Source organism: Streptomyces sp. NBC_01016 (assembly GCF_026341035.1).
GTDB lineage: Bacteria > Actinomycetota > Actinomycetes > Streptomycetales > Streptomycetaceae > Streptomyces.
The window spans coordinates 2711113-2735950 of record NZ_JAPEOQ010000002.1; the positions used below are offsets into that span (position 1 = coordinate 2711113).

Sequence of the window (24838 nt, forward strand, 5' to 3'; positions counted from 1 at the left end):
ACGGGCCGCGGTTCGTGGCCCGTTGACGCATGAACGACGGATGGCGGGGCACTCGGAGCGGGCACGAGGAATCCAGCGGCCGCTGAACGCGCGGTCGGCTGGTATGCCACCCCGGCCCGGGACACACGGACGGGCAGGTACCGGGTGAGGCGGGTCCGGCAGGACGAGGATCCGTACGCACCGAAGAGCCTTTGAGATCGGAACCCGAAAATGATTGTCCTCGGCGCCATCTTGCTCATCATCGGCCTGCTGGTCGGTATTTCGCTGCTTACGATCGTCGGCAGTGTGCTCGTCGTGGTCGGCGCGGTTCTGTGGATCGCCGGTTCGACGGGCCGCGCGGTCGGCGGGCGCAAGCACTACTTCTGAGTTGCACCCTGTGTGGTTGTGGCACGGCGGGCGCGCCCTTTGCGCCCGCCGTGCCGTTGCGCTCAAGTGCGCATCGCTCGACGCGAGTTGAACTTCTCACCCGGCTCTGTACACCCGCAGTCAGGGTGAACGCAGGACTTGCATGAACTGGTCCGCAAGCGCCTTGGTGTCGATGCCGCTCGCGTCGTGCCCGGTGAGGATGCGGAAGAAGGGTGGCCCGATCAGGAGCGCGGTCGCCTGTTCCGCGGACAGGGCGGTGTTGCCGGCGGTGCGAGCAGTTTCCACTGTCGCCGCGGCGCTCTCTCCGAGGATGTCCCGGGAGGCCAGTAGAAGCGCGACGTCCGGATCGTGCTGGGCCTCCCCGATGAGGGCCCGGTAGGCCGCTCCAGCGTGCGAGTGCGCCAGGAAGGCGACGAGGGCGTCGAGGTAGGTCTCCACGTCCTTGCGGGCGTCACCGCTGCGAGGCACCGCCAGTTCTTGCTGGGCGTCGAGCACGCTCGCCTCGTACAGGACCTCTGCCTTGTTCGACCACCAGCGGTACACGGTCTGCCGGCCCACACCTGCCCGCTCCGCGATGCCCTTCATCGTCAGCGCCGCATAGCCGACTTCGACCAAGAGGTCGTCAACGGCGTGCAGCACGGCGGTCCGTGCGCTCTCACTGCGCGGTCGTCCACGGCCGCTGCCATCCATCATGCCCTCACTATAAACGAGACACTGTGCACCGCATGTGCTACTTTGCGGTGCACGGTGTCTCGTAAATGTGAACGTCGTGACTGGCCCCACCACTCAAGGAGCGACCCATGACCGCATCGCCCTGCACCCTTGCCGAACCACGTGTCGCCGCGGCCCTGGACCGGATGTTCGAGGCCGCAGCGCGCGACGAACAGGCCGCGGGACCTCTCGGGGCCCAGCAGTTCGCCGAGCGGGACAAGCTGACGGCCCAGCAACTCGCCGACGTCGCACAGGACGTCTACATGCCGGTCTCCGCAGAGGGCGGCAAGCTGCTCTACAACCTGGTACGAGCCGCCAGGCCGGCCACGGTCGTCGAGTTCGGGACCTCGTACGGGATCTCCACGGTGCACCTGGCCGCGGCCGTCCGCGACAACGGGGCCGGCCAGGTCATCACCACTGAGATGAATCACACCAAGGCGGCGGCTGCCCGGGACACCTTTACCGCCACCGGCCTTGACGACGTGATCACCGTGCTCGAGGGCGACGCCCTGGAAACGCTCGCCGGACTGCAAAAGCCGGTCGATTTCCTGTTCCTGGATGGGTGGAAGGACCTGTGCCTGCCCGTGCTGCAACTCCTCGAGCCGCATCTCGCCCCGGGAACCCTCGTCGTCGCCGACGACGTCGAACTGCCCGACCTCGGCCCCTACTTGGACCACATTCGCGACACCGCCAACGGCTACCACAGTGTCACCTTCCCTGTGGAGGACGGCTTGGAGATCAGCTGTCGCTTGTAGGTGAAATGGGGGAGGGGGAGTGGGCTCTTTCGTCCGGCGGTGGACTCCACGAGACTGAGGCCGTCCAGGACGCCGAAGACGGGGGCCTCGCGAAATGGCGAACTTTTTCATGACCGGCGCCGCGATGTTGGCTCGGCACGCAGATGAAAAGCTTGCTCAACGCAAGCGTGAGTCACGTCGTCGGGCCGGAGCCGAGGGGCGCCGCAGCGCCGAAGCGGCCAGACGCCAGAGCGTCAACAACACCCTGGACGAACTCCGCCGCAAGCTGACCCTCGGCATGATCAGCCGCAAGGAATTCGACGAAGCTGTCGCCTCTTCGGGGAACCAGGGGCTGAGCCCCAAAGGCGCGGCGTTCACGCCACCCCCACTGCAGCCGTAGAGGCGTACGCAGGTGGGAGCCCCGCGACGACGGGGGATGCATCGCGGGGCTCCGGTCCTATTCTGGCACGGACTTACTCGTGCGTAACCCCGGGGGAGCGGATGGATGGCCGGAGCCGCGCGGGCGGCGATGCGGCTCTGCCTCCCATGTCGACGCCAGTCCGTCCGGGCCCGCTGGAGCCGCGCCAAACCAACTCGGCGCGGACCCAGCAACCCCGCCCGTCTGCGCGAATACGAGCGGGGTACTCCCGCTCCCCGCTGTCGCAGAGGGCACCCGCGCGAGGAGACGGTGGGGGAGCTGTCCGTCCTCGCGCTCGACGGCCGCCATCGATCGCCATGACCGGTGGCGGCTGTTCCAACCCGACGAGTGCCCCTTCTGGTTGAGGGCATGCCGGGGGTCGGGTGTGCGAGACGAACGCCTCGCCCTGCAGCGCTGCCTGTCACGGCAGGGCCGGTTCCGTGTCGGCGTCGGCCGTCTCGGTCCCGTCCGGCGCCTGTGGCGGCATGGCGGGGATGAGCAGCGAGGCGAGCAGGCCCAGAACGACGAACCCTGCCGCGATGCAGCCGCCGATGGCGACACCGTCGGACATCGCCGAGCGGGCCGCGTCGGCGACCGAGGCCGTCTGCGGGTCCCCGGCCAGCGGGCCGATCGCGGCTCCCGCGCTGTCGGTGACGGCGTGGCTGAACTTGTCGGCGGCGGCCCCGGGCAGGCCGGAAGAGACCAGGCTGTCGTGCAGCTTGGAACTGAGTGTCGTGAAGAACACCGTGGTGAGCGCGGCGATGCCGAGGGCGGAGCCGAGCTGACGGAACGCGCTCTGAATGCCGGAGCCCTGACCGCTGCTGCCGTCGGGGATGTCGGCGAGGACGACGTTGGTGACCTGGGCCGTGGCGAAGCCGACGCCGATGCCGTACAGGAAGAGCATCGCCGAGATGGCCCACCAGGAGGTGTTCGGGGCGGCCACCAGGGCGACGCCGGCCAGGCCGACGACTTCGAGTGCGAGGCCGATGCGCAGCTGGATCAGCGGAGAGACCTTGGCGGCCATCCCGAAACTGGCCCCGCTGGCGACGAAGCTTCCGAGGGCCACCGGCACCAGGGCGAGCCCGGCCTGCAGCGCGCTGTAGCCGAGGGTGAACTGCAGCCACAGCGGGAGCACCGCGACGATGCCGAACTCCCCGACGCCGATGATCAGGGTGGCGATGTTGCCGCCCCGGAACGAGGCGATGGAGAAGAGTCGTACGTCCATCATCGCCATGGAGGCGTCGTCGCCGCGGGCCAGTTTCGACTGGCGGCGCACGAACAGGACCAGCGTGAGGGCGGCGAGGGCCAGTGCGACCAGAACGGGCGAGGGCCCGCTGCCCCAGGTGAAGCCGAGAACGTCGAGCGGGTGGACGGTGGCGACCCAGCCGTAGACGCGGCCCTCGACGAGCCCGAAGGCGAGCAGCCCGAGCCCGACGACGGACAGCACGGCGCCGGGCGCGTCGATACGCCCCTTGGCCCGGGGCGAGCGAGCCATGTAGCGCACCACACCGCACGCGACGAGCACGGACAACGGCACGTTGATACCGAACGCCCAGCGCCACGAGACGTGCTCGGACAGCCAGCCGCCGAGCAGCGGACCGAGCGCGGCGGCCGCGCCGATGGTCGAGCCCCAGACCGCGAAGGCCTGACCGCGGGCCTTTCCGGTGAAGTTGGCCTTCAGCAACGCCAGCGAGGTCGGCAGGATCATCGCCGCACCCGCGCCCTGCAGGAAGCGGGCCAGGATCAGCAGGCCGCCGTTCGGCGCAAGACCGGCGAGCACGCTGGTGGCGCCGAAGACCACGACACCCCAGGTGAAGACCTGGCGGGCGCCGAGCATGTCGGACAGTCGGCCGGTGAGCAGCAGCAGCGCGGCGAAGACGATCGCGTACGACTCCTGGATCCACTGCGCCTGCGAGGAGTTGACGCCCAGGTCCTCGACGACCGATGGCGTGATCACGTTGACGATCGTCGTGTCCACGACGATCAGCGCCACGCCCAGGGCGATGGCGATCAGTCCGAGCCACCGCCTGGTGGCTGTCGAGTCCCGCATCCCAATACCTCCATGGCGAAGTCATTCCACGATGAAGGTATTAAGGTGTGGGTAGATTGTCAAAGGTGATCTGCGAGTGCAGGTCCGGCGATGGTGACGCAGACGCAGGGGAAGGACGGCCCGTTCGTGATGGAGGAGTCGGCGCTCGATGAGGTGGCGGAGCGGCGCGAGCTGCTGGTGGAAGCCCTGAGGGTCTATGGCGGCCACTACGCGGAACTCAGCCGCAGCTTCGCCGCGCATCTCGGCCTGTACTCCACGGACGCGGCCGCGCTCTTGGAGATCATCGCGGCCGAGGAGCGCGGCGCCCCGATCTCCCCGGCCCGCCTGAGCAAACGCATCCTGCTGTCGTCCGGGGCGACGACCTCCCTCCTCAACCGCCTCGAGGACGCCGGACACATCGTCCGCAGCCGCGAACACAGCGACCGCCGCGTGGTCACCCTGCGCAGCAGCCAGCACATCCAAGAGCGCGCCGACGAATTCTTCCGTCCCTTGGCGGCGCCTATGGACGCCATCATCGGCCGCTATCCGCCCGAACTTCTTGAGCAGTTCGGAGAGTTGCTGGGGGAGATGTGTGCGGCCATGGACACTCACCTCACGCGGGTGAACCAGGACGTGTAACGGATACGTGGCCGCAGCCCGTCGGGGGATGTACGTCGTGTCGTACTGCTCCCGAATCAGTCGGCGCGGCCCGGCGCCCCCACGTCGGCAACCTCCGCAGGTGCCTTGGTCGCGGCGAGGCGGGCCCGGCGTGTGCGGGGACCGAAGAGTGCCAGGACGACGGCGCCGACCATCCACGTACCGGCGATGAAATAGAAGACCGTGCGGTAGCCGTGGTTGGTGTACAGGGACGCGACGATCAGCGGGCCCGCGGCGTTCGACAGGCGGCCGAGGCCGTAGGAGACGCTCGTGCCCAGGGAGCGGCCGCGGGTGTCGAAGAGTTCGGGGGAGTAGGCGTACGCCAGCGCCGTGTAGCCGCGCTCGAAGAAGTTCACCAGGAAGCCGAACACGACGATGAAGACCGGGCTGAACGTGAGCCCGTACAGCAGTCCGCAGATCGCGATGACCGTGCCGAACACCGTCAGCGACCACTTGCGCTCGAAGCGGTCCGTGACGAGCGATGCCAGGTACGAGCCGAGCGGTGCGCCGACCGTGGTGAGTGCCACGTAGAAGACGGACTTCTCGACGCTGAGGCCCTCCTTGGCCAGCAGGGTCGGCGCCCAGCTCGAATAGCCGAAGAAGCCGATGGTCTGCGTCACCCACAGGACCGTGAGGAGAAGCGTCGGAAGCAGGTACTTCTTCTGCAGGAGCAGCTTCAACGGGGCTTTCTGTGCCGGGACTTCGTCGACCGGCGGCGCGGGCTCGGGGAGCGGGCCCTTCTCCGCGGCGACGTGCGCCTCGATCTCCCGGAGCACCGCGTCGGCCGCGGCGTGGTCGCCCCGGCTCTCGTGCCAGCGCGGCGACTCCTTGAGGTGCCGGGTGAACAGGACGAGCAGGATGCCCAGGGAGCCCCACAGGTAGACCAGGCGCCACGACCAGTCGCTGAGGGGGACGACGAGGCTGGCGATGAGGTTGGTGACCGGGGTGCCGCAGATGCCGATGACGATGGCGTACGCCTGGTACTTGCCGCGGACCGCGGCCGGATACATCTCGCTGACGTAGACGACGGCCACGACGGTCATCGCGGACAGGCCCGCCGAGGTCAGCACGCGGAAGACACCGAGGGACACCAGGTCCCAGGAGAACACCGAGGCGAACGAGAAGACGGCGAAGAAGAGCGTCGTCTGCAGCAGCGCCCGCTTGCGCCCCCACCGGTCGGCGATGGCGCCGCCGACGATCGAGCCGATGAACATGCCGACGAAGGACAGCGAGGTCACGTAAGCGACCTGGTCGACCGAGATACCCCACAGGTCGACGAGTTTCGGTGCCGTGGTGGCGAAGCTGTTGATGTCCGCGAACTCGAAGAAGTACGCGAAGGCGATCGCGAGCAGGGTGAGCTTGTGGAAGCGGGATATGGGGAGCCGGTTGAGCCTGTTCAGCGCGTTGGAGTGGCTGGGCTGGTGGGCGTAGGTGGATGGGGACATGTGACGCCTTTGTCAGGTGGGCCTGGGGGAGGGGGTGGAGGGGGGCTTCGGGTTCAGACGTCCTCGCCGGGCCAGTACAGGCGCATCGGGTTGGCGACGAGGAGCTTGTGCCGCTGCTCCTCGGTGACGGCGATGTGCCGTACGTGGTCGACCAGGAGCCCGTCGTCGGGCATGTGGTCGGTGAGGTTGGGGTGGGGCCAGTCGGTGCCCCACAGCACCCGGTCGGGGAAGGTCTCGACGACGCGGCGGCCGAAGGGGACGACGTCGGTGTAGGCGTGCTGTTCGCCGTCGAGGGCGGCGGGCCCGGTGACGCTGAGGCGCTCGGGGCATGTCACCTTCACCCAGACGTCGTTGTGCTCCACGAAGCGCAGGAAGCGAGTGAACTCGGGGCCGTCCACGGGCCGGCTCACGTCCGGTCGTCCCATGTGGTCGATGACCAGCGGAGCGGGCAACGAGGCGAAGAACGCCTCCAGTTCGGGCAGATCGGCGCTCTCGAAGTACAGGACGATGTGCCAGCCGAGCGGTGCGATCTTCCGGGCGATGGTGTGCAGCGCGTCCTTGGGCGAGGTGTCCACCAGGCGTCGTACGAAGTTGAAGCGGACCCCGCGCACGCCCGCCGCGTCCAGCTCGCGCAGCTCGGCGTCGCTGATGTCCGGGCGGACGGTGGCGATGCCCCGCGCCCTGCCGCCCGCGGAACGGACGGCGTCGACCATGGCGGAGTTGTCCGCGCCGTGGCAGGTGGCCTGCACGATCACATTGCGGGCAAGGCCCAAGTGGTCGCGGAGCGCGAACAGTTGGTCCTTGCCGCCGTCGCAGGGCGTGTACTTGCGCTGCGGCGCGAAGGGGAACTCGGCCTGCGGGCCGAAGACATGACAGTGGGTGTCGACGGCTCCGGCCGGCAGCCGGAACGTCGGCTCGGACGGTCCCTCGTACCAGTCGAGCCATCCGGGGGTCTTGGGGGCAAGGGTGTGCACTGCTCTGCTCTCCGTACGAGGTGGGGGTGTCGGGTGACGTGTCGTGGGCGCCTCAGTGGGGCCGGCGCCTCCGTGGGTCCGGCGCCTCAGCGGCCCTGGCGCTTCAGCAGCGCGTCGAGCCGGGGGTACACGGCACGGGCGTTGTGCTCCTGGATCGCCGCGAGGTCGTCCGTGGGCAGTCCGGCCGCCTCGGTGTACCGACGTGTGTCGTCGAAGTGGTGGCCGGTGCACGGGTCGATGTCGCGGACGGCGCCGATCATCTCGGAGGCGAAGATGATGTTCCGCGACGGAATGACGTCGAAGAGGAGGTCGGAGCCCGGCTGGTGGTAGACGCAGGTGTCGAAGAAGACGTTGCCGAGGACGTGCTCCTCCAGCGGCGGCTTGCCGAGTGCCATCGCCAGTCCGCGGAACCGGCCCCAGTGGTACGGGACGGCGCCGCCGCCGTGCGGGACGACCAGGCGCAGGGTCGGGAAGTCGGCGAACAGATCGCCCTGCACGAGCTGCATAAACGCGGTGGTGTCGGCGTTGAGGTAGTGGGCGCCCGTGGTGTGGAAGGCCGGGTTGACGCTCGTACTGACATGGACCATCGCCGGGATGTCGTACTCGACCATCTTCTCGTAGACGGGGTACCACGAGCGGTCGGTGAGCGGTGGCGCGGTCCAGTGGCCGCCGGACGGATCGGGGTTGAGGTTGAGCGCGACCGCGCCCAATTCCTCGACGCAGCGGGTGAGTTCGGGGATGCAGGTGGCCGGGTCGACGCCGGGGGACTGGGGGAGCATCGCGGCGGGGGCGAAGCGCTCGGGGTAGAGCTGTGCGACGCGGTGGCACAGGTCGTTGCAGATCGACGCCCAGGCCGCCGAGGTGTCGAAGTCACCGATGTGGTGTGCCATGAACGAGGCGCGCGGCGAGAAGACCGTCAGGTCGATGCCGCGTTCGTCCATGAGACGCAGCTGGTTCGGTTCGATGCTCTCGCGCAGCTCGTCGTCGCTGATCCGCAGCTCTGCCCGCGCAGGGGAGGGCGTGCCGTCGGTGAGTGAGGCGATCTGCCGCTTGCGCCAGGATTCGAGCGCCGACGGTGCGGTCGTGTAGTGGCCGTGGCAGTCGATGATCATGTGCTGTGTCCTTAGGGGCCGACTCTGTCGTCTTCGACGGCAGCAGCCTGACTCCGGACCGCGCGGCACCGCGACGGCCCCGCACACGGACCTAACCGTCCCTTAACATTCCGGGCCTGCCGACCCGCTCCGGCACACCGGCCACGGAGTGTGCTCAGGTACGTGGTCTACATTCGGACGTGGGCGGTATCCGCACAGACACCGCTGATGGGAGGCGGGAGACAGTGCAGATACTCCTTGCGGAGGACGACGACGGAGTGGCCGCGGCGCTCCTCGAGGTGCTGTATGACCACGGCCATGTCACCCGGCGGGTCACGCACGGCAGGGACGTCCTGACGTACCACCGCAGCTCCGATCTGCTCCTCCTCGACCTGGGCCTGCCCGACATCGACGGCCTCGACGTACTGCGTTCCCTGCGTGCGGTGAGTGACATGCCGGTGGTGGTGCTGACCGCGCGCGGCGACGAGCGTTCGGTGGTGCGCGGGCTGCGGCTCGGCGCGGACGACTACCTGGTGAAGCCGGTACGGCTCGCGGAACTGCTCGCCCGGATCGAGGCCGTCACCCGGCGCAGTGCCGCGAAGAGCGCCCCGGCGGCGAGCCGGATCCGGGCCGGTGACGTCGAGGTCGATCTCGACGCGCGGCGGGTCCGGGCAGGAGGGGCGGACGTGGAGCTGACCACCAAGGAGTTCGACATCCTCGCCGTGCTCGCCGCGCGTGCCGGAACAGCCGTGAGCCGCGAGCAGGTCCTCGACGAGGTGTGGGGCGACGCCCACCATGGTGTGTCCCGCTCGCTCGACGTGCACCTCACCCAGCTGCGGGCCAAGCTGTCCCGCCCCGAGCTGCTCACGACGATCCGCGGCTTCGGCTACCGCTTCGGCGACGACGCCGCGTCCGGGCCCACGGACTTCGGTGACGACGCCGCCTCCGGCCCCACGGACTTCGGTGACAACGCCGCGTCCGGCCCCACGGACTGAGGGAGCGGGCACGTGCGCAACCGGGTCCAGGCGGCACTCCTCGCGTTCGTGGTGCTCGCCGTGGCCGCGTTCGCCGTACCGCTGCTGGTGTCCACCGCATCCGACCGCACACAGCAGCTGGTGCTCGCCCGCAGTTCCGACCTCGACCGCTTCGCCTCGCTGACGGACCAGGCGGCGACCACCGGGGACACCGCCGCGGTGGTCGCCGAGGCACGGCGCTACACCCGGCTGTACGGGGAGGCGCTCGTGGTCACCGACGCGCGCCACAAGCCCGTGGTGGAGACCGGCGGGATGCGGGCCGCCGACCCGGCCGTGGCCCGCCTCATCGACGCGGCCCTGCGCAACCAGACCGCGCATCCCACGGCCTCGCTGACGCCCTGGTCGGGAGGGCACAGGATGTTCGCCGAGCCCGCGGGCACCGGCACCCAGGTGTCCGGCGCCATCGTCCTGCGGGCCTCCGTACGGGCCGCTGCCGGTGACATCGCCTGGCGCTGGGCCGCCGTCCTCGCCGCGGCGGCCGTGGTCGCCCTTGCCTGCACGGCCCTCGCCCGCGCAGTGACCCGCTGGGTGGTCAGGCCGCTGCGCCGCCTCGACCGCGCCGTCGGCCAGCTCGCCGCGGGACTGCCTCCGGAACACACCCACGCCTCCGGTCCGCCCGAACTGCGCCAACTGGCCACCGGATTCAACCGGATGGCGAGCACCGTCACCTCCGCCCTGGAGCAACAGCGCAGGCTCGTCGCCGACACCTCCCACCAGATGCGCAACCCCATGGCCGCGCTCAGGCTCCGCGTGGACGCGCTGCACACCCACCTGCCCGCCGCGGCGGACCGCACGTACACCGGAGTCACCACCGAACTCGACCGCCTGGAGACACTGCTCGACGACATGCTGGCGCTCGCCACGGCGGAACACCGGGCCGGTGAACTGACCGTGAGCGACGGACCGTACGCACCCTGCGACGCGGCGGCGGTCGCGGCCGAGCAGCACCGGCTGTGGGAACCGGTCGCCCGCCGCCGCGGAGCACACCTCACCACGCGTCCCGCCGCCCCCGTTCTCGTCGCCTGCACGGAACACGAGCTCGCCCAGATCACCGACATCCTCCTCGACAACGCCATCAAATACGCGGGCGAGGACGCCGGGATCACGCTGCGCTGCACCGTCGAGGGGCCGCACGCGGTCCTCACGGTGACGGACGACGGCCCCGGCCTGGACGTCGAGGAACTCACCCGTGCCACGGAACGGTTCTGGCGTTCGGGCAAGCAGTCCGGCACGACGGGCACGGGCCTCGGCCTCGCCATCGCGGAACAGCTCCTCGCGGGGCGCGGCGGACGCCTGGAACTCGGCCCGGCGCGCCCTCGCGGGCTGCGCGCGCGAGCGGTCGTGCCACGCGCCGCCGAAGAGGCCGCCGAGCCCGGTCAGGAGGTGTCCCCATGAATCGGCGTACGGTCCTGATGAATCGGCGTACGGTCCTGCGCGCCGCGCTCGGCACCGCGGGCGCCGTCGCCCTCGGCGGCGCGCTCGCCGGCGACGTCTCCGGAATCGGCCGCGGTCCCAGCGGGGTGCTGCACCTGGCGACCGGGGAACCGACCGCCTTCTACGAGGCCTTCGGGCACCTCCTGGCCGATGAACTCACGGCGGCACACCCCGGCTTGCAATGCCGCGTCCGCACCACCGCGGGCAGCGTCGACAACATCGAGCGGCTGCGCGACGGCCGCGCCGATCTCGCCCTCGTCCTCACCGCCACCGCACGGGACGCCGCGGGCACCGACGTGTTCCCACGGCCCGTGCCGCTGCGCGCGATCGGCCGGGTCTACGAGACGTACCTCCAGTTCGCCGTACGCGCCGACGCGGACGTGCGGACCGTGGCCGACCTGCGCGGACACGTCGTCTCGCTGGGCGCCCCGGGCTCGGGGGCGGCCGTGTTCGGGGAACGGCTGCTGCACGCCGCGGGCCTGTCCCCCAGGACGGACGTGCGCGTACGCCATCTGCCGTTGAACGACGCGGCGAGCGCCATGGCGGCCGGTTCCGTGGACGGGTTGCTCGTGGCGGGCGGCGTGCCCCTGCCCGCGCTCAAGGACCTCGACGAGCGGCCCGGCCTGCGCTTCCTGCCGCTCGCCGAGCTGCTGCCCCGGCTCGGCGGCCGGGACGCACGAGCGGCTTCGGGCCTTGAACAGGTGGCGCTGCCGCAGGACGCGTACCGGGCTGCGGCCGGGGTCGCCACCATCGGTGTGTCCAACCTCCTGGTGTGCCGCCCCGACCTCGACCGTGACGTGGCCGACGCACTCACCCGCCTGCTGGTCCGGCGCGCCACACACCTCGTCCCCGGCAACGCGGTGGGCACCCAGTTCCTCGACGTCCGCAGCCTGATCGGTACGGGAGGCGTCGCCCTGCACCCCGGGGCACTCGCGGCGTACCGGTCGTTGCACGGCTGACCGTGGGGTCAGTGCGGACCGAGTGGGCGTCCCAGCCGTACGTTCCAGCGTCCCGACCGGCCGCTGAGTTCGGTGAGGGTCAGCGGTGGGACGTCGAGGCGCCAGAAGGTGGTGTGCGGCGCCCCCATCGCGTGGACCACGGCGGCACGCACCACCTCCGGTTCCACGATCGCGATCACCCGTCCGCTTCCGGGCTCGTCCGCCGCCGTCGCGTCGAGCCAGCGCCCGACGCGGGCGCAGACGGACGACACCGGCTCCCCGCCGTCCGGCGCGAAGTGCGGATCGCTGAGCCAGCGGGCCAGCGCCTCCGGTTCGGCCGCGCCCACCTCCTCCAGCGTCCTGCCCCGCCACGGCCCCATCGCCATGCCCGCCACATCCGGTGGCGAGGACGCCGGGCCGAGCCCGAGCTCGTGCGCGGTCTCCTCGCATCGGGCGCTCGGGGACCTCACGACGGAGTCGGCGGGCGGCAGCGATCCGGCCGCGGCCCGCGCGGCGTTCCGGCCGGAGTCGTCGAGCGGGGTGTTGTCGTCGAAGCGTGCCCGGCGCAGGGACGGGTTCATGGCGGGCGAGACGAAGAGGATGCGGCGGGTCACCTTGAACTCCCTTGGAGGTGCAGCGGGCGCGTACTCACTCTGTGCGTCATTCGATGCATCACTCGTCGCATCACCCGTTGCGGAACGCGTCCAGGATGCGCTCCGCGGCCAGCGTGGCGGTGAGCGCGCCCTCGCGGACCTGCTGCTCCAACCCGGGTGCCAGGGAGCGGACTTCCGGGTCGGCGTGCAGGCGGCCCAGCAGGTCGTCGCGGACCATCGTCCAGGTCCAGTCGACCTGCTGGTCGCGGCGCCGCTCGGCGAGGCGGCCCGACGAGTCGAGGAGGGTGCGGTGCTGCTCCAGGCGGTCCCAGACCGTGTCGAGACCGCTCGACTCCCGGGCGCTGCAACTGAGCACCGGCGGCGTCCAGAACGCGTCCCTGCCGTGCATCAGCCGCAGTGCGCCCGCCAGTTCACGCGCGGCGGCCTGCGCATCGCGCGCGTGCGGGCCGTCGGCCTTGTTGACGCTGATCACGTCGGCGAGTTCCAGGACGCCCTTCTTGATGCCCTGGAGCTGGTCGCCGGTGCGGGCCAGGGTGAGGAGAAGGAACGTGTCGACCATGTTGGCGACGGCCGTCTCCGACTGGCCCACGCCGACGGTCTCCACGAGCACCACGTCGTGGCCCGCCGCCTCCATGACGACGATCGACTCGCGCGTCGCCTTCGCGACACCGCCGAGCGTGCCCGCCGTGGGGGAGGGGCGCACGAACGCCGCCGGGTCGACGGCGAGGCGCTCCATGCGCGTCTTGTCGCCGAGGATCGAACCGCCCGTCCGGCTGGACGACGGGTCGACGGCGAGCACCGCCACCTTGTGTCCGAGGCCGGTCAGCATGGTGCCGAACGCGTCGATGAACGTCGACTTGCCGACGCCCGGCACCCCGCTGATCCCGATGCGCCGGGACCGGCCGCTGTGCGGCAGCAGCTGGGTGAGCAACTGCTGTGCCAGCGCCCGGTGTTGGGGGCGGGTGGACTCGACGAGGGTGATCGCGCGGGCGACGACCGCCCGCTTCCCGTCGAGGACACCCTTGACGTACGTGTCGAGATCGATGGCCATCCTCCGTGTCACCGGCTCACAGGTCGTCGTGCCCGAGCTCGCCCGCGAGCCGCGCCACCAGGTCGTACGCCGCGTCCGGGATGACCGTGCCGGGCGGGAACACCGCGGCCGCGCCCATCTCCAGGAGCGTGGGCACGTCGGCCGGCGGGATCACGCCGCCCACGACGACCATGATGTCCTCGCGGCCCTCCTCGGTGAGTGCCTCGCGCAGCGCCGGTACGAGGGTGAGGTGACCGGCGGCGAGCGACGACACCCCGACGATGTGCACGTCCGCCTCGACGGCCTGGCGCGCGACCTCCCCGGGGGTCGAGAACAGCGGGCCGACGTCCACGTCGAAGCCGAGGTCGGCGAAGGCGGTCGCGATCACCTTCTGGCCCCGGTCGTGGCCGTCCTGGCCCATCTTGGCGACGAGGATGCGCGGCCGGCGCCCCTCCGCCTCGGCGAACTCGTCCACCCGGCTCCGGGTGCGGTCCACGTTCGGGGACTCGCCTGCTTCGTTGCGGTACACCCCGGAGATCGTACGGATCTGTCCGGCGTGCCGCCCGTAGACCTTCTCCAGGGCGTCGGAGATCTCGCCGACCGTCGCCTTCGCGCGCGCCGCGTCCACCGCGAGTTCGAGGAGGTTGCCCTCGCCGCCGGCCGCGCGGGTCAGTGCCGCGAGCGCGTCCTGGCAGGCCGTCTCGTCGCGCTCCGCGCGCAGCCGCCGCAGCTTCTCGATCTGCTGCGCGCGCACCGAGGAGTTGTCGACCTTGAGGACCTCGATCTCCTCGTCGGTGTCCACCCGGTACTTGTTCACCCCGATCACCGGCTGCCGCCCGGAGTCGATGCGCGCCTGGGTGCGGGCCGCCGCCTCCTCCACGCGCAGCTTCGGGATTCCGGCGTCGATGGCCTGCGCCATCCCGCCTGCGGCCTCGACCTCCTGGATGTGCTGCCAGGCCCGCCGCGCCAGGTCGTACGTCAGCTTCTCGACGTACGCGCTGCCGCCCCACGGGTCGATCGACCGGGTCGTCCCCGACTCCTGCTGGATCAGCAGCTGCGTATTGCGGGCGATGCGGGCCGAGAAGTCGGTGGGCAGCGCGAGCGCCTCGTCGAGGGCGTTGGTGTGCAGCGACTGGGTGTGCCCCTGAGTCGCCGCCATCGCCTCCACACACGTACGCGTCACGTTGTTGAACACGTCCTGCGCGGTCAGCGACCAGCCCGACGTCTGGGAATGGGTGCGCAGGGAAAGGGACTTGGCGTTCTTCGGGTCGAACTGCTTGACCAGCTTCGCCCACAGCAGGCGCGCCGCGCGCAGCTTGGCTACCTCCATGAAGAAGTTCATGCCGATCGCCCAGAAGAACGACAGACGCGGTGCGAACGCGTCCACGTCGAGCCCCGCCTCCCGGCCCGCCCGGATGTACTCCACGCCGTCGGCGAGCGTGTACGCCAGCTCCAAGTCGGCCGTCGCGCCCGCCTCTTGGATGTGGTAGCCGGAGATGGAGATCGAGTTGTAGCGCGGCATCCGCTGCGAGGTGTACGCGAAGATGTCGGAGATTATCCGCATCGACGGCTTCGGCGGATAGATGTAGGTGTTGCGGACCATGAACTCCTTGAGGATGTCGTTCTGAATGGTCCCGGCCAGCTTCTCCGGCGGCACGCCCTGTTCCTCGGCGGCCACGATGTACAGCGCGAGCACCGGCAGCACGGCGCCGTTCATCGTCATGGAGACGGTCATCTTGTCGAGGGGGATGCCCTCGAAGAGCTGGCGCATGTCGTAGATCGAGTCGATGGCGACGCCCGCCATGCCGACGTCACCCGTGACGCGTGGGTGGTCGCTGTCGTAGCCGCGGTGCGTGGGCAGGTCGAAGGCGACGGACAGGCCCTTCTGCCCGGCCGCGAGGTTGCGCCGGTAGAAGGCGTTCGACTCCTCGGCGGTGGAGAAGCCCGCGTACTGGCGGATCGTCCACGGCTGGTTCACGTACATCGTCGGGTACGGGCCGCGCAGATACGGCGCGATGCCCGGGTACGTGCCCAGGAAGTCCAGGCCCTCCAAGTCCTGCCCCGTGTAAAGGGGTTGGACGGTGATGCCCTCGGGCGTCTCCCACAACAGGTCGTCGCCGCCTGCCCCCTTCTTCAGCGCCGTACGCCACTCGTCGGCGCTCCCGGCGCCCGGGGCCGGGGTTCCCAGGTCGATCGCCGAGAAGTCGGGGATGTTCGGGCCGGTCATCAGGACACTCCCATGCGGTCGAGCGTGGCGGTGAGCACGGCCACGGCGTCACAGCCGGCGAAGACGTAGGTGTCGACCCCCGCGTACGTTCCCGGGCGGCCCGCGAGGAACACCTGGCCGGCGCCCGCCTCGCGCAGGGCCCGCGCGGTGGCCTCGGCCTCCTCCTCGTACACGGTGTCGCTGGAGCACAGGCACGCCTCCCGCGCCCCGCTCTCCTCGAACGTGCCGTCCGTGACCGGTTCGATGCCGCCCGCCTGGAAGAGGTTGGCGGCGAAGCCGACGCGGGCGGTGTGTGCGGCGGCCGGGCCGAGCGCGGCCAGGTAGACGCGGGGGCGGGCGCCGGTCGCGGCGAGATGCGCGTCGGAACGGGCGCGCAGGGCCTCGAACGCCTCGTCGCGGCGTACGCGCGGCAGACCGCCGGACAGCAGCTCAGGGGCCGGCTCACGCACGACCGTCTTCTCGGCGAGGCTCGGGAACTCGCTGACCCCGGTGACCGGTTCGCGGCGCGTGGCCAGCTTCTTGCTCCGCGCCTCCCAGGTGGCGGCCAGCCGCTCGCGGACCAGGCCCGAGCGCAGCGCCGTCGCCTGCCCGCCGGCCTTCTCGATCTCCTGGAAGAACTCCCAGCCCGCATGGGCGAGTTCGTCGGTCAGGCGCTCCACGTACCAGGAGCCGCCCGCGGGATCGACGACCCGCGCGAGGTGGGACTCCTCGATGAGGATGGTGGAGGTGTTGCGGGCGATCCGGCGGGCGAACGCGTCCGGCAGACCCAGCGCGTGATCGAACGGCAGCACGGTCACGGAGTCGGCGCCGCCCGCCCCGGCCGCCAGCGACGCGACGGTGGTGCGCAGCATGTTCACCCACGGGTCGCGCCGGCTCATCATCACCGGTGACGTCACCGCGTGCTGGAGCTGCGCACCCGAGGCGGCCGCCCCGCAGGCCTCCGCGACGCGCGCCCACAGGCGGCGCGCGGCACGGAACTTGGCGATGGTCAGGAACTGGTCGGCACTCGCCGCGTACCGGAACTCCAGCTGACCCAGGCCCTGTTGGACGCCCAGTCCGGCGTCCGTCAGAGCCCGCAGGTAGGCGACGCCGGTGGCGAGGGACGCGCCGAGCTCCTGGGCGGCCGACCCACCGGCCTCGTGGTACGGCAGCGCGTCCACGGTCAGCGCCCGCAGGCCCGGGTACGCATCGGTGCACAGCCGGGCCAGCGCGACGGCGGGCGCCGCGTCACCGGACTCGCCCGTACGCGCCTCGTGCCCCAGCGGGTCGGCGCCGAGGTTGCCCCGGGCGGCGTCGTGGGCGATGCCACATGTGTCGTAGAGCCGCAGCAGATCCCGCGCGGCGGCGTCGTACTCCGCTCCCGCGTCGAGTACGACGGGCGCCAGATCGAGGTGGACACCGTCGAGCGCGGACGCGAGCGCGGAGACGGGGAAGCGGGCCGATTCGCCCACGGCCAGCCACAGTGACGTGACGCCGTTCTCCAGATCGGCCAGGACCGCACCGGAGTCGGCGACCGTGTGCCGCTGCCGTACGTCCCAGCCGCCGGCCGCGTTGCCCTCGGCGCGCCCGCCGCGTACGAACGGCGCGAAGCCGGGCAGGCCGGGGTCGGGCGCGTTGCTGTCGGCTGTGTACAGGGGCGGGACGCGCAGCCCGTCCTCGAGCGCGGTGGACAGGGCGTACTCCGCCTCGGAGTCCGAGACTTCCTTGCCGGACTTGCGCAGGACACCCGCCACCAGGTGCTGCCATTGCTCAAGGGTCGCGTCAGGAAACTCGGCTGCCAGGGAGAGCCCGTCGTCAGGCAGGACCGTCATGCCCGGATGCTAGGTCAGTCGGCTGCTGAGCAGGGCGGGGCGCGAGTGTGACCTTGTTTACCTTGTCCTGAAGGCGTCGCCGTCGTATCGGCTGGGAACAACAGGTCTCTTCGGCTGGGAACAACAGGTCTCTGTTCGCCGACCGGCACCCACGCGAGCGAGTCGTTCGCGCCCCATCTTGGCCATGCACGCGACACGCGGTACGGTCCCAGGGTTATCGACGACAGCACGACGGAAGCCGGTGAGATTCCGGCACGGTCGCGCCACTGTATGCGGAGGCCCTCGGGCCGCTCCGTGAGTCAGACCCGGGCTGTCGTCCCTTGCACCACCGATATGGGACGCGAACTCCCGAAGGAGGCCTTGCGCGATGGCGCAACACGTCGCCCAGCCGACTGCCACCACACCCGCCATTCCGGCCAAGCTGCCCCTGAAGGTGATCGCCCCCTGGGCTGCCTTCTTCGGCATCCTGATGCTCGTCCTGCTCTACTTCGTCGGCGCCGAACAGGGCGCCACCTCCGTGTTCAGCGGTGCGGGGGTTCATGAATGGGTGCACGACGCCCGACACCTGCTCGGCTTCCCCTGCCACTGACCCAGAGGGATCCGACGCGCTCATGAACTCAACAACCGTACGCAACCTGCTCGTTCGCGGCATGCTCGCGGGCCTCGCGGCGGGTGTGCTCGCCCTGGTCATCGCCTACTGGCTCGGCGAGCCCAATGTGGACAGCGCCATCGGCTTCGAGGGGGCCCACGCGGGCCACTCCCACGGCGACGAGGTCGAACTCGTCTCCCGGAGCCTGCAGTCCACGGCCGGCCTCGCCACCGGAGTCCTCGTCTACGGGGTCTCGTTCGGCGGCATCGCCGCACTCGCCTACTGCTTCGCCCTCGGGCGCGTCGGCCGCTTCGGCCCGCGCGCCACGGCGCTGCTCCTGTCGGGCTGCGCCCTGCTCGCCGTGTACGTCGTGCCGTTCCTGAAATACCCGGCCAACCCGCCCGCCGTCGGCAACGGCGACACCATCGGCAAGCGCACCACCCTGTACTTCCTGATGATGGTGCTCAGCGTGCTCCTCGCCGTCGCCGCGACGATCCTCGGCAAGCGGCTCGCGCCGAGGATCGGCACCTGGTACGCCACCGTCGTGGCGGTCCTCGGCTTCGCCGTGGTGATCGGTCTCGCGTACGCGTTCCTGCCCGTGATCAACGAGGTGCCGGCACACTTCCCCGCGGCACTGCTGTGGCGCTTCCGGCTGTCCGCGCTCGCCATGCAGATCGTGATGTGGGGCGGATTCGGCCTGCTCTTCGGCGAGTTGGCCGAGCGCCTGCTGAACCCGAAGCCGAAGCCGACGACGGCTCCGCCCGCACAGGCGTCGGTGCCCTCGGGTAACTGACCTGCCCCCGAGGCACACGAGAGGGCCCCCGGCACCGACCGGGGGCCCTCTCGCGTTTCACGGATACCACCGATGGGGCGAAGAATCACCCGCGACCGGGCGCTCTGGAGTGAGTCGTATTCCGTGACGACTGGGTCAGGTCTTGTGGGCGCGAGCAGTGTCAGTGCCGGGACGTAGCCTCGGGGTCTCTGTTCGTGCGTCTTCTGCGTGTGATCGCAGGGGGCGATGTTCCGCAAGGGGTCTGAGCATGGGTTCTGATGTGTCGGTCGACGGGCGCGCCGACTTCGATTTTCTCTTCGGCCGCTGGCGGGTGCGCAACCGCAAGCTGGTGGACGTCGCCGACCTGGCGTGTGAGGAGTGGGTCGAGTTCGATGCGACGTCGGCGATCGAGCCGATCCTGGGTGGGTTGGGGCATGTCGATCGGATATGGACCGACAGCTTCGAGGGGTTCACGCTGCGCCAGTTCGATCCGGAAGCCAAGATCTGGCGGATCTGGTGGGCCTCCAGCACCCGGCCCGGCCATCTCGACCCGGCCATGGAGGGGGCCTTCAGCGACGGCTTGGGCCGTTTCTACTGTGACGACGTCCTGGGCGGTCATGCCGTGAAGGTCCGCTTCGACTGGACCAACTCCTCACCCGACGCGGCCCGGTGGGAGCAGGCGTTCTCCTACGACGGCGGAGCCACCTGGCGCACCAACTGGACCATGGACCTCAGCCGGATCGCGTAGCTGCGGTAGCAGTGGGCGATGGTGTCACGGGGGCCGAGGTGGATTTGGGGAAGCTGGTGGCAGACCCATTGCCCTTGGTCGCTACGGCAGTTACGGTCCAGTCGTATATGACATATGAGATTCCATTTGGGGGCTCGACCTTGCCTGCTTTCAGTCCGGCCACCTTGCCGTCGCGGACCGCGCACGTACTCGAGGCCATCAAGGCGGCGATCCTGAATGGGGAGTTCAAGCCGGGAACCGCGCTGGTGGAGAACGTGCTGGCGGGGGAGTTCGGTGTGTCGAAGACGCCCGTGCGTGAGGCGTTGAAGGCGCTGGAGGGCTCGGGGCTCGTCGTCATCCGGCCGTTCGCCGGCACCACGGTGCGGGAGCTGAGCGAGCAGGACGCGATGGCTGTCTATGACATGCGGCTGCTCCTGGAGCCGGAAGCGGTGCGGCGCAGTGTCGTCGCGGGCAGTGACTTCTCCGGCGCGGCACAGGCGTTGGAGCGCGCGGCGTTTGCCGAGGACGCCTCGACCCGCTCCACCGCCAACAGGGACTTCCACCGCGGTCTCTACGCCGGGTGCGGCAACCCGCTGCTGCTCCGCACGCTCGACGGGCTCCGCGATCAGACGGCGCTGGTCTCCGCGTCCTCCTGGGCCCGGTCACCGTCGTGGCAGGAGGAGTCCCGCGAGCACGCGGCCGTACTCGAGCTCGTGCGCGCGGGAATGGCCGACGAGGCCGCCACGCTCGTCCGGCGTCACATCGAGGGATTCGTGGCCCGGCACCTTCAGGAGGAGACGCTCACTCACTGAACAACCGGACAACTGAACAACTGAAGACGAGGTGCGGCCCGTTCACCGCCAAGATCCCGGGCCGCACCTCAGAGATCCACGCTCCACAAGGAGCGTCGCCGTTACCCACTAGGAGCAACGATGCCCCAGTCTAACGTGCGCACGTCCGCCCCAGCAGGGCCAGGTCCCGTTCGCGAGCGCAGCCGTATGCGCTGGACGATCGTCGGATTCTCGGCCCTCGGGCTGACCATCGCCTATCTCGACCGCGCCGCCATCAGCGTCGCGATGCCGTTCATGTCCAAAGAGTTCCACATCAGCTCGGCGGTGCAGGGGGTTCTGCTCTCCGCCTTCTTCTGGACGTACGCGATCTTCCAACTCCCGTCCGGCTGGCTGCTCGACCGCTTCGGGCCCCGGGTGATCTACCCGATCGCGGTCGGCTGGTGGTCGATCTGGACCGCCCTGACCGCGTTCTCCCAGGGGGTCGGCTCGGTCATCGTGTTCCGGCTCGGCCTGGGCATCGGCGAGGCCCCGGTGCAGCCGGCGAACGTCAAGGTGGTCTCGCGGTGGTTCCCCCGCCGGGAGCGCGCCTTCGCGTCGAGCCTGTTCGACATGGGTCAGCAGATCGGAACGGCCCTCTCGGTCCCGATCGTGACCGCGCTGATCACGTTCAGCGGCTGGCGCACGGCCTTCGTCGTGATCGGCGTCGCCGGTCTGCTGTGGATCGTCGGCTGGAAGATGGTCTACCGCGAGCCCGAGAAGCATCCGCGCGTCTCCGCCGCGGAGTTGGCGCACATCCAGTCCGACCAGGGCGAGATGGTGGCCGCGCAGAACGCGGACGTCGACCACCAGGCGTCGTGGCGCGTGCTGTTGCGCAACAACCAGGTGTGGGCGCTGATGACGGGATACGTCTTCCGCTCGCTCGCCGGCGCGTTCTTCCTCACCTGGTACCCGAGTTACCTCCTCGACGACCGCGGCTTCTCCGAGGCCGAGTTCGGGATGGTCGGCGCCATCCCACCCCTCATCGCCATCGGCTCCACGGTCCTCGGCGGCATCGTCTCCGACCGCATGCTGGCGTCCGGGATGTCCACGAACCTGGCACGCAAGATACCGATCGTCTCCGGGCTCGCACTCAGCGCCTGCATCGGGTTCTCTCCCTTCATCGAGAGCAACGTCGTGGTCATGACCGTGCTGACCGTCAGCAACGCGGCACATTCCTTCGCAGGCGCCGCGATCCTGAGCCTGCCGGCGGAGGTCGCCTCCTCGCCGGCGACCGTCGGCTCGGTCGCCGGGTTCCAGAACTTCGGCTCCCAGCTCGGCAATCTCACCAGCCCGATCGTGATCGGACTCTTCCTGACCTTCGGCAACGGTTCCTACCTCGGCCCGCTGCTCGGCTCCGCCGCCTGCTGTCTGATCAGCGCGGCCATCTACCTGTTCTGGGTCCGGATCAAGCCCGTCACACCCGTGAGCGCCCTTGCGTCAGCCACCGATTCCGATCCCGACTCCCACCCCGACGCCGACTCCGCATCCAAGGGGGCATCTTCGTGAGCTCGACCCTGAACACCGCTGATCTCGTACGGCAGTTGAGCACCGTCATCGCAATTCCGGTGGTGCCCTACGGCGAGGACGGTGAGATCGACCACGACCGCGCCGGCGCACTGGCCGCCCGTCTCGTCGCAGGCGGCGTCTCGGTCCTGACGCCGAACGGGAACACCGGCGAGTTCTACGCCCTCACCCCGGCCGAACGACGGGCGGTCCTGACCACCGTCGCCTCTGCCTGCCCGGCCTCCACGACCCTCGTCGCCGGGGTCGGATTCGACGTGCACACCGCGAGCGCGGACGCCCGCTTCGCCCGTGACACCGGCGCGCACGCCATCATGATCCACCAGCCGGTGCTGCCCTACATGTCCCCGGAGGGCTGGGTCGAGTACAACGCGGCGATCGCCCACTCCGTACCGGAGTTGGGTGTCCTGCCCTATCTCAGCAACCCGGCGATCTCCGGCGCACACATCGCGGCCCTCGCCGAGCGCGCCCCCAACGTCGTCGGCCTCAAGTACTCGGTGCCCGACCCGGTGGTGTTCGCCGCTCATCGCGAACAGGCCGGGGACGGTCTGCTCTGGATCGCCGGTCTCGCGGAGTCCTACGCGTCCGCCTACTGGCAGGCCGGTGCCCGTGCGTTCACCTCGGGCCTGGCCAATGTCGCGCCGGCCGTACCCCTTCAGCTGCTCGCGTCCCTGCAAGCGGGGTGCTACGACGAGGCGGCGGCCCTATGGCGCCGGATCCGCCCCTTCGAGGAGATGCGGGCCCGCAACCAGTCGGCCGACAACGTGTCCGTGGTGAAGGAGGCCATGCACCAACTCGGTCTGTGCAGGCGCGAGGTGCGTCCGCCGAGCCACGCACTGTCCCGTGCCCGGGCGGCCGAGGTGACCGAGTCCGTCCGGCCCTGGCGGGAGCTCGTGCCCGCCCTCGACGAGGAGTTCAAGGAGTACGTGGCATGAAGATCGAATCCCTGGAGACCTTCCGCCAGCGGGTCGGCGACCGGCCCCGCGTCCTGGTGAAGATCACCACCGACAGTGGTGTGTCCGGCTGGTCCGAGGTGTACAACCACGGCCCCGACCTCGCCTACCTCCCGCTGCTCGACCACCTCTTCGACCAGATCAAGGGCATGGACCCGCTGCGGCCCACCGCGGTCAACCAGTTCCTGCACCAGTCCGCCCGCTTCCCGCAGGGGGCCCTGGGCACCGCCGCCATCGCCGCGATCGACCACGCCCTGTGGGACATCGCCGGCAAGGCGCTCGGCGTGCCCGTGTACCAGCTGCTCGGCGGCGCGGTCCGGGACCGGGTGCGGGTCTACGCCGGGCTGTACAACGCCCCGGACGTCGCCGAACTACGGGACAGGACAGCCGACTTGCACGAGCGGTTCGGCTTCACGGCGTTCAAGCTGAGCCCGTACCGTCGCAATCTGCACAACACCCGATACGGGCTCGTCGTCCGCGAACTCGGCGACTACTTCGGCGACGTACGGCAACACCACCCCGAGGAATGGGAGTTCGCCTTCGACGCCCACGCCTGTCTCTGGGAGCCGCACCAGGCAGTCGAGTTGGGTGCCGCGCTCGCACCCAACCAGCCGCTGTTCCTCGAGGAGCCGATCCGTCCCGAGTACATTCCCGCGTGGGGCCGGATCCGCTCGGACCTGCGCGTGCCGCTGGCCACCGGTGAGTCGCTCTACACCACACAGGAGTTCCTCGCGCTGCTCACGGCGGGCGGCGCCGACATCGTGCAACCCGACATCTGTGTGGTCGGCGGGATGACGCAGATGGTGAAGATCGCCGCGATCGCCGAGGCACACTACGTCCCCGTGTCACCGCACAACCCCATGGGTCCGTTGGCCACGGCGGCGAACGTGCACTTCGCGGCGGCCACCACGAACTTCGGCATCCTCGAATACGGCACGGGCTACCAGGTCGACGACATCTCCTGGTGCCCCGACCCGTATCTCCCGGTCGACGGCCACCTGGAGCTGCGCCCCGACCGGCCCGGCTGGGGCATCGAGATCGACGAGGACGCGCTCGTGGCCGACGACTGGGTGTCCTGGAACCGCAGGGTGCCCGTCCGTCCCGACGGGGCCACTGCCTGGATGTAGCCGAGCTCAACGGTGAAATAGATCAATTGCGCGACTTTGGGGTGGGTTCGTCGTTGAGACACGTGACCATGATCAACGTGTTCGAGGAGGCGACGGATGAGTAACAGGGCCAAGAAGAAGGGGCGCAAGCATCGCACGGTCAACCGCAGCCCGCGGCCGGTGACTCGACGGACGGCCGTCGCGGAGCCGGCGGTGGGCCGGGTGCCGCAGCAGGCGAGCGGCCCGGATCTGGACCGCGTGCTGGACAGGCTCGGCTACAGGCGGCTGCGCGTCCCGGCACCGGCAACACCTGAAACCAGCCCGGAGGCGGGCGCAGAGACAACTCCAGAGGTGGGCTCTGAGGCAAGCCCAGAAGTAGCCCCCGAGGTGAGCTCTGAGGTGAGCTCTGGGGCGAGCCCAGAGGCGAGCTCTGAGGCAGGCCCCGGGGCAAAGCCGGTCCTGGCGAAGAACACCCTGCTGACGTTGGAGCGGCTCCAAGAGGCATCGCTCGGACTCACGCTTGAGCAACTGTGTGAAGCGGTCGGCTGGACACCCCGCACGGTGACACGCCACCTCAAGAAGCTCGCCGACAGCGGCCTCGCCGAACAGGCCGAGAACGGGTGCTGGCTCGCGAGCGCGACGGCCGCCGCTCCCGTTCGCTAGTACGCGACGTGGAGACCGCCGGGCGGCGAACGCGGCCCGGCGGTCCAACGTGCGCCTAGGGGTGGCAAGTTGTGCGGCCCGCCGAACATCGTGCGCAAGGTCTTGACGCTCGTTTCGGCCGTGTGAACGATGGCATGACTACGTAGTCATGCCATCGTTCACAC

At 70.0% G+C, this 24838-nt stretch carries 24 protein-coding genes and 1 riboswitch; of the genes, 15 read left to right on the forward strand and 9 right to left on the reverse strand.

Annotation, left to right across the window (positions count from 1 at the left end; all coding sequences use genetic code 11):
* Window positions 1-210: 210 nt before the first annotated feature.
* On the forward strand, window positions 211-366 hold the full coding sequence (locus tag OG746_RS39135) for a DUF6131 family protein (RefSeq protein WP_266723404.1): 156 nt from the start codon (window positions 211-213) through the stop codon (window positions 364-366).
* Between the two features lie 120 nt (window positions 367-486).
* On the opposite strand, the gene OG746_RS39140 is transcribed toward OG746_RS39135, so the two are convergent.
* Complete coding sequence (locus OG746_RS39140) at window positions 487-1056, reverse strand: TetR/AcrR family transcriptional regulator (RefSeq protein ID WP_266725694.1); 570 nt, start codon at window positions 1054-1056, stop codon at window positions 487-489.
* 110 nt (window positions 1057-1166) lie between these two features.
* Between OG746_RS39140 and OG746_RS39145 the strand changes: the two genes are divergently transcribed.
* Both OG746_RS39145 and OG746_RS39150 read left to right on the forward strand, forming a co-directional pair.
* A complete protein-coding gene (locus tag OG746_RS39145; RefSeq protein ID WP_266723406.1) occupies window positions 1167-1832 on the forward strand; it encodes an O-methyltransferase in 666 nt (221 codons plus the stop codon).
* Window positions 1833-1941: 109 nt separating this feature from the next.
* Window positions 1942-2211 carry a hypothetical protein gene (locus tag OG746_RS39150; protein WP_266723407.1) on the forward strand — a complete coding sequence of 90 codons (270 nt, stop codon included), beginning with the start codon at window positions 1942-1944 and terminating at the stop codon, window positions 2209-2211.
* A gap of 439 nt (window positions 2212-2650) precedes the next feature.
* Here the strand turns inward: OG746_RS39150 and OG746_RS39155 are convergent, their stop codons facing one another.
* Window positions 2651-4279, reverse strand: a complete 1629-nt coding sequence (locus OG746_RS39155) for a DHA2 family efflux MFS transporter permease subunit (RefSeq protein WP_266723409.1) — start codon at window positions 4277-4279, stop codon at window positions 2651-2653.
* A 129-nt stretch (window positions 4280-4408) separates the two neighbouring features.
* Here OG746_RS39155 and OG746_RS39160 point away from each other — a divergent pair, with 129 nt between their 5' ends.
* The gene (locus OG746_RS39160) at window positions 4409-4897 is read left to right on the forward strand and encodes a MarR family winged helix-turn-helix transcriptional regulator (protein ID WP_266725696.1); all 489 of its coding nucleotides are present in this window, start codon (window positions 4409-4411) and stop codon (window positions 4895-4897) included.
* A gap of 56 nt (window positions 4898-4953) precedes the next feature.
* Here OG746_RS39160 and OG746_RS39165 read toward each other — a convergent pair whose 3' ends face one another.
* The 3 genes from OG746_RS39165 to OG746_RS39175 form a co-directional block, all read right to left on the reverse strand.
* Complete coding sequence (locus OG746_RS39165) at window positions 4954-6360, reverse strand: MFS transporter (protein WP_266723411.1); 1407 nt, start codon at window positions 6358-6360, stop codon at window positions 4954-4956.
* Between the two features lie 53 nt (window positions 6361-6413).
* Window positions 6414-7334 (reverse strand): amidohydrolase family protein, encoded by a 921-nt coding sequence (locus OG746_RS39170; RefSeq protein WP_266723413.1) that lies wholly within the window; start codon window positions 7332-7334, stop codon window positions 6414-6416.
* A gap of 86 nt (window positions 7335-7420) precedes the next feature.
* Entirely contained in the window at window positions 7421-8446 is a 1026-nt protein-coding gene (locus tag OG746_RS39175; RefSeq protein WP_266723415.1) for an amidohydrolase family protein, read from the reverse strand.
* 224 nt (window positions 8447-8670) lie between these two features.
* Here OG746_RS39175 and OG746_RS39180 point away from each other — a divergent pair, with 224 nt between their 5' ends.
* Genes OG746_RS39180 through OG746_RS39190 form a run of 3 tightly spaced genes read left to right on the forward strand, consistent with a single transcriptional unit; the run spans window position 8671 to window position 11852 of the window.
* The gene (locus OG746_RS39180; protein ID WP_266723417.1) at window positions 8671-9420 is read left to right on the forward strand and encodes a response regulator transcription factor; all 750 of its coding nucleotides are present in this window, start codon (window positions 8671-8673) and stop codon (window positions 9418-9420) included.
* A gap of 12 nt (window positions 9421-9432) precedes the next feature.
* A complete protein-coding gene (locus OG746_RS39185; RefSeq protein WP_266723419.1) occupies window positions 9433-10854 on the forward strand; it encodes a sensor histidine kinase in 1422 nt (473 codons plus the stop codon).
* Window positions 10851-11852, forward strand: coding sequence for a TAXI family TRAP transporter solute-binding subunit (locus tag OG746_RS39190; protein WP_266723421.1), 1002 nt, complete (start codon window positions 10851-10853; stop codon window positions 11850-11852). Before OG746_RS39185 ends, OG746_RS39190 begins: the two co-directional genes overlap by 4 nt.
* An 8-nt stretch (window positions 11853-11860) precedes the next feature.
* Here the strand turns inward: OG746_RS39190 and OG746_RS39195 are convergent, their stop codons facing one another.
* The 4 genes from OG746_RS39195 to OG746_RS39210 form a co-directional block, all read right to left on the reverse strand.
* Window positions 11861-12445, reverse strand: a complete 585-nt coding sequence (locus OG746_RS39195) for a histidine phosphatase family protein (RefSeq protein ID WP_266723423.1) — start codon at window positions 12443-12445, stop codon at window positions 11861-11863.
* A gap of 70 nt (window positions 12446-12515) precedes the next feature.
* Window positions 12516-13496, reverse strand: a complete 981-nt coding sequence (meaB, locus tag OG746_RS39200; RefSeq protein WP_266723425.1) for a methylmalonyl Co-A mutase-associated GTPase MeaB — start codon at window positions 13494-13496, stop codon at window positions 12516-12518.
* Window positions 13497-13512: 16 nt separating this feature from the next.
* On the reverse strand, window positions 13513-15702 hold the full coding sequence (scpA, locus tag OG746_RS39205) for a methylmalonyl-CoA mutase (RefSeq protein ID WP_266723427.1): 2190 nt from the start codon (window positions 15700-15702) through the stop codon (window positions 13513-13515).
* Window positions 15702-17513: a methylmalonyl-CoA mutase family protein gene (locus OG746_RS39210; protein WP_266723428.1), complete on the reverse strand. Its 1812-nt coding sequence runs from the start codon at window positions 17511-17513 to the stop codon at window positions 15702-15704. The genes scpA and OG746_RS39210 overlap by 1 nt, the downstream gene beginning before the upstream one ends.
* A 207-nt stretch (window positions 17514-17720) precedes the next feature.
* Window positions 17721-17842, forward strand: a riboswitch (cobalamin riboswitch).
* A gap of 38 nt (window positions 17843-17880) precedes the next feature.
* Between OG746_RS39210 and OG746_RS39215 the strand changes: the two genes are divergently transcribed.
* The 8 genes from OG746_RS39215 to OG746_RS39250 all read left to right on the forward strand — a co-directional run bounded on the left by OG746_RS39215 (window position 17881) and on the right by OG746_RS39250 (window position 24674).
* The gene (locus tag OG746_RS39215; protein ID WP_266723430.1) at window positions 17881-18102 is read left to right on the forward strand and encodes a CbtB domain-containing protein; all 222 of its coding nucleotides are present in this window, start codon (window positions 17881-17883) and stop codon (window positions 18100-18102) included.
* A gap of 22 nt (window positions 18103-18124) precedes the next feature.
* On the forward strand, window positions 18125-18895 hold the full coding sequence (locus OG746_RS39220; protein ID WP_266723432.1) for a CbtA family protein: 771 nt from the start codon (window positions 18125-18127) through the stop codon (window positions 18893-18895).
* 247 nt (window positions 18896-19142) lie between these two features.
* The gene (locus OG746_RS39225; protein ID WP_266723434.1) at window positions 19143-19622 is read left to right on the forward strand and encodes a hypothetical protein; all 480 of its coding nucleotides are present in this window, start codon (window positions 19143-19145) and stop codon (window positions 19620-19622) included.
* Between the two features lie 107 nt (window positions 19623-19729).
* A complete protein-coding gene (locus tag OG746_RS39230) occupies window positions 19730-20413 on the forward strand; it encodes a GntR family transcriptional regulator (protein WP_524540526.1) in 684 nt (227 codons plus the stop codon).
* A gap of 186 nt (window positions 20414-20599) precedes the next feature.
* Window positions 20600-21937: an MFS transporter gene (locus OG746_RS39235; protein WP_266723438.1), complete on the forward strand. Its 1338-nt coding sequence runs from the start codon at window positions 20600-20602 to the stop codon at window positions 21935-21937.
* Window positions 21934-22887, forward strand: coding sequence for a dihydrodipicolinate synthase family protein (locus OG746_RS39240; RefSeq protein ID WP_266723440.1), 954 nt, complete (start codon window positions 21934-21936; stop codon window positions 22885-22887). The genes OG746_RS39235 and OG746_RS39240 overlap by 4 nt, the downstream gene beginning before the upstream one ends.
* Window positions 22884-24032 (forward strand): mandelate racemase/muconate lactonizing enzyme family protein, encoded by a 1149-nt coding sequence (locus OG746_RS39245; RefSeq protein ID WP_266723442.1) that lies wholly within the window; start codon window positions 22884-22886, stop codon window positions 24030-24032. Before OG746_RS39240 ends, OG746_RS39245 begins: the two co-directional genes overlap by 4 nt.
* Before the next feature lie 96 nt (window positions 24033-24128).
* Window positions 24129-24674, forward strand: a complete 546-nt coding sequence (locus OG746_RS39250; protein WP_266723443.1) for a winged helix-turn-helix domain-containing protein — start codon at window positions 24129-24131, stop codon at window positions 24672-24674.
* Window positions 24675-24838 lie beyond the last annotated feature (164 nt).

What these genes read in the sequence shown, in the direction of transcription:
- OG746_RS39155 (WP_266723409.1), bottom strand. Translation starts at nt 4,279, where the DNA reads ATGCGGGACTCGACAGCCACCAGGCGGTGGCTCGGACTGATCGCCATC.
- OG746_RS39160 (WP_266725696.1), top strand. Translation starts at nt 4,409, where the DNA reads ATGGAGGAGTCGGCGCTCGATGAGGTGGCGGAGCGGCGCGAGCTGCTG.
- OG746_RS39235 (WP_266723438.1), top strand. Translation starts at nt 20,600, where the DNA reads ATGCGCTGGACGATCGTCGGATTCTCGGCCCTCGGGCTGACCATCGCC.
- meaB (WP_266723425.1), bottom strand. Translation starts at nt 13,496, where the DNA reads ATGGCCATCGATCTCGACACGTACGTCAAGGGTGTCCTCGACGGGAAG.
- OG746_RS39250 (WP_266723443.1), top strand. Translation starts at nt 24,129, where the DNA reads ATGAGTAACAGGGCCAAGAAGAAGGGGCGCAAGCATCGCACGGTCAAC.
- OG746_RS39165 (WP_266723411.1), bottom strand. Translation starts at nt 6,360, where the DNA reads ATGTCCCCATCCACCTACGCCCACCAGCCCAGCCACTCCAACGCGCTG.
- OG746_RS39215 (WP_266723430.1), top strand. Translation starts at nt 17,881, where the DNA reads ATGGCGCAACACGTCGCCCAGCCGACTGCCACCACACCCGCCATTCCG.
- OG746_RS39210 (WP_266723428.1), bottom strand. Translation starts at nt 17,513, where the DNA reads ATGACGGTCCTGCCTGACGACGGGCTCTCCCTGGCAGCCGAGTTTCCT.
- OG746_RS39225 (WP_266723434.1), top strand. Translation starts at nt 19,143, where the DNA reads ATGGGTTCTGATGTGTCGGTCGACGGGCGCGCCGACTTCGATTTTCTC.
- OG746_RS39150 (WP_266723407.1), top strand. Translation starts at nt 1,942, where the DNA reads ATGACCGGCGCCGCGATGTTGGCTCGGCACGCAGATGAAAAGCTTGCT.
- scpA (WP_266723427.1), bottom strand. Translation starts at nt 15,702, where the DNA reads ATGACCGGCCCGAACATCCCCGACTTCTCGGCGATCGACCTGGGAACC.
- OG746_RS39135 (WP_266723404.1), top strand. Translation starts at nt 211, where the DNA reads ATGATTGTCCTCGGCGCCATCTTGCTCATCATCGGCCTGCTGGTCGGT.
- OG746_RS39220 (WP_266723432.1), top strand. Translation starts at nt 18,125, where the DNA reads ATGAACTCAACAACCGTACGCAACCTGCTCGTTCGCGGCATGCTCGCG.
- OG746_RS39245 (WP_266723442.1), top strand. Translation starts at nt 22,884, where the DNA reads ATGAAGATCGAATCCCTGGAGACCTTCCGCCAGCGGGTCGGCGACCGG.
- OG746_RS39175 (WP_266723415.1), bottom strand. Translation starts at nt 8,446, where the DNA reads ATGATCATCGACTGCCACGGCCACTACACGACCGCACCGTCGGCGCTC.
- OG746_RS39230 (WP_524540526.1), top strand. Translation starts at nt 19,730, where the DNA reads ATGACATATGAGATTCCATTTGGGGGCTCGACCTTGCCTGCTTTCAGT.
- OG746_RS39145 (WP_266723406.1), top strand. Translation starts at nt 1,167, where the DNA reads ATGACCGCATCGCCCTGCACCCTTGCCGAACCACGTGTCGCCGCGGCC.
- OG746_RS39190 (WP_266723421.1), top strand. Translation starts at nt 10,851, where the DNA reads ATGAATCGGCGTACGGTCCTGATGAATCGGCGTACGGTCCTGCGCGCC.
- OG746_RS39140 (WP_266725694.1), bottom strand. Translation starts at nt 1,056, where the DNA reads ATGGATGGCAGCGGCCGTGGACGACCGCGCAGTGAGAGCGCACGGACC.